At 51.7% G+C, this 3222-nt stretch carries 2 protein-coding genes; both read left to right on the top strand.

The features are described from left to right. Nucleotides 1–1814, top strand: a 1814-nt coding sequence (locus tag Q0072_RS02615) for a hypothetical protein (RefSeq protein ID WP_298325321.1), incomplete at its 5' end; no start/stop codon positions are given. A 181-nt stretch (nucleotides 1815–1995) separates the two neighbouring features. Then, nucleotides 1996–2730 carry a hypothetical protein gene (locus Q0072_RS02610; RefSeq protein WP_298325319.1) on the top strand — a complete coding sequence of 245 codons (735 nt, stop codon included), beginning with the start codon at nucleotides 1996–1998 and terminating at the stop codon, nucleotides 2728–2730. Nucleotides 2731–3222: the final 492 nt, after the last annotated feature.

Raw genomic sequence — 3222 nt, 5'->3', positions numbered from 1 at the left:
TCGGCGGCGATGATGTAGGGAAAACAGTCTCTATACATTGCAAAAAAATGGAGTATTTTGATTTGGGTAGAATTAATATTTCGCCATTCGAATTCTTTGCTACTTTTTTATTAAATGCTCCATTGGTGGTGGTTTGGTCTTCTATTTCAGTGTTCCCTTTTGCCCTGTCTGTCTTGTTTAAAGGATACTGGGGTCATGTATTAATCTACTTTGTTTTTGCGGGTTTGGTGATTGGGGTATATCTGTCACTGATCAAAAGACTGTCGGCGCACCAGGAAGGGCGACGGGCGATGACCCGGGCTATGGATGCGGGCTTTGGTCTGCGCCTTCTATCGCTCGGGGCGGGATGCCTCATCCTTTATGGATGGTATGCCCTCATGGCGCAGTGTCTGGCCTGGGCCGGGCCCCTGCCCGGAAGCGTCGATGGCTTCCCAGCTTTTCTGCCGCCTCTGGTGGGTTTCAGTATTGGTGCCATGGCGCTGCTTGCGGAATGGGTCCGATCCTTTCGACAAGGGCAGGCGCCTGTTGGCGCTGCGGCTCCGCTGAGTTCGCCAAAGCCGGTGGCTCAGCCCGATGAACTCCCGGCAAGCGATTTCCACGGCCCCGGCCCCGTCGGGGGGCCCTCGGAAAGCCCCAGACGTGCCCATTTGCAGATGATTGTCGTCTGCGCAGCTGCGTTCACCATCATTACAACGGCCTTGGTGAACCTTCCAGCCGCACCTGTTCCCTGGATCGGCGTTGCGGCCAGTGTGATCATTGCCGTGCTGGTGATATGCTTGGCCATTCCATCGGAACCGGGGACAGAGGCGGGGCGCAGCAACGGGCTATTCTCCATGGCAGGCCTGTTGCTGTCTGCCGTGCCGGTGCTGGGCATGCTGGTCCTGGGTGGGGGGATTGTGATCGCGGGCGTCGCCGGCACGGGTTCCGCAGCGGCATCCCTGATCATGGCCCTGCCAACCGCCTGGGCTGCCGCCCTCTATGCGCAGGCGACGTTGCGCCGGGCGGGCGGCTATGTCCGCATTGATCAATCCGATGCGCCCGCTGCACTAGGGCCCCTGACCATGGGTATCGCCGATGGGAACCATTGGTTTCCCATTCTGACCAGGCACCAGCGGGCCTGGGGCACCATCATCGCGACAATTGTCTATATGGTGGCGATGGGGATCGCCTTGCTCTTGGTCGGGGCGTCGGGTCCTGAATGGGGGCTTGTTCCGGCGGCGGGTATGGTCGGAGCGGGTATCGCCTGGCATCTCGGCATGATGTCCCGGAGCGGACTGATCATCTGTGAACACGGCATGGCGCGATTGCGGTTTGATGGCGATGGCAAGGCCCAGGTTTTGGAACAGGTGATGTTCGGGCAGCAGGCCTTCCTTTATGGCTCCGTACACCATCGCGATATGAACGGTGTGGATACCGGACGACGTCACTATGATTTGACTTGGTCAGATGATCGGGGGCGGGTGCTTCTGAAAATCAAACGAGAGGTAAGCGATACATCCCCACGGGATCGCGGGGCCTGGATACCGCTCATGGAGATGGCGATCCAAGGCTGGGGCAACAATGTGAAAGCCCAGATGCAGGCCGCCGCAACTGGCGGCCCCGCCCTGCTGTTCCCCATCGGCCGTCCTATGCGGCATGCCTTGGTGCTGTCGCACGCAGGCTGGCACCTGGACGAAGGTGAACGCCAGACCCGCGTTGAGCGGATCACGGTGTCGAAAGGCGTGGTGTCCGCTGTTTTGTCTGATGGAGAAAAACGAGAATGGTCGTTGGCAACCGTTGGCAATGGCACGTTCATCGATGGCAGGCTGGGTTGATCGGGTTGGCTATGCTGGCGCTCAATCACTCATCGACCCGGTGGCAGTGAGTACAGTTTTTGCGACTGCTGAGCGGCACGATAGGGGCCGGGGATTTTAATGAAATCTGTTGATATGTTCTGATCCGGAATTTATATTTTTTAGTAAGTTCTCACTTCTTGTTGCCTATGTGAGCGGTGAAATGCAGAGTTTTGTTCTTAAGTCGGCATTTGCGACAATTTTTGTCTCTTCTATCGCATGTAGTCCGACGGAAGCACACATTGTGATTTCTGATTTTTTTGAGCCATTGGCTGTTGAACGTCATGCGCCTAATTGGTCGGCGGGGGGCTGGGACCTATCGCAACATTGTTGTGCCGTACTGGTGCGGGAAAATGAACCCCCGACGTCTGGGGCATCATTGCCCCATTCAGGGGACACGACGCAGAAAAAGCCCAGTATCAACCTTGATGAGGATGATGACTCATTGTTTAAAGGGGAAATACCACTCGTTGAGAAGGCCCGGGAAGAGGCTAACAAGGCCCGGGCTGTTCTTGAGAGGGCTAGGAAGCTCGAAGCTCAGTCCAGTCTTCTTCTTGGTATAAATGTAGAGCTTTCGAAGGTCCTTAACGGAATTAAAAATGGTAGAAATTCACCAAATGATATCCAAAGTTATATTGATAAGCTCGAGGAGCAGTATCTAATAACTCTCAATTTGGATGAAACAATTAATCACCGCATTAAATGTGAAAAAGATCTTCAACTTTCTATATTTTATTATTCGCTGACTACAATTCCTTATTTCTCCAATACAAAATTCAGCAGAGATGGAAAGGTAAGTCCAAGGAAGGAATATCTTATGCGTCGTCTGGAAGAATTCCTTGATGGCAATGATAAAAGTTGTATAAACTTTCCGAAAGATTTCAAAAGCGAGAAATAACTTCATGTGGGTAAAGAATCTAAATAACTATTCACAATTTATGTAATAAAATTTTTATAAATAATTAAAATATGATATACTTGATTAGCCTGCAGTGTTTTCAGGCCCATTAAAATGAAGAATTCGGCCCGACAGTGCAGACATTATTCTGACAGAAAGCCGGGTATTCTGCAATAAGTAATTTTTAAGCAGAACATGTATAATGAAATCGCTAGACTTGTGTCAAGCTGATCAGTTATTTTTCTGCATGCTGGCGACCAGTTGTCTGATACTCCGAAGTCTGACAGGCCATTATCAGGTATTGGCAACAGCACTTTTCTCAGAATCCTTCTCTGATCGGTCAATCACTGAAAAACCTCTGTTTCATGGGGCTGGGTTCATTCCGACCAACTTCGCTGGTGGCTGCACTCTATATTTGTGAACATGCTGACGCCTAGTGTAGATTCTTGCCTGGTTGGCAATGTAGGTCGACACCTTCTCCATGGCATTCTT

This window comes from Asticcacaulis sp. (assembly GCF_027484505.1).
Lineage (GTDB): Bacteria > Pseudomonadota > Alphaproteobacteria > Caulobacterales > Caulobacteraceae > Asticcacaulis.
Note: the sequence above shows the minus strand (reverse complement) of the source record. Positions and strands in the feature narration are given on the sequence as shown.

What these genes read in the sequence shown, in the direction of transcription:
- Q0072_RS02610 (WP_298325319.1), top strand. Translation starts at nt 1,996, where the DNA reads ATGCAGAGTTTTGTTCTTAAGTCGGCATTTGCGACAATTTTTGTCTCT.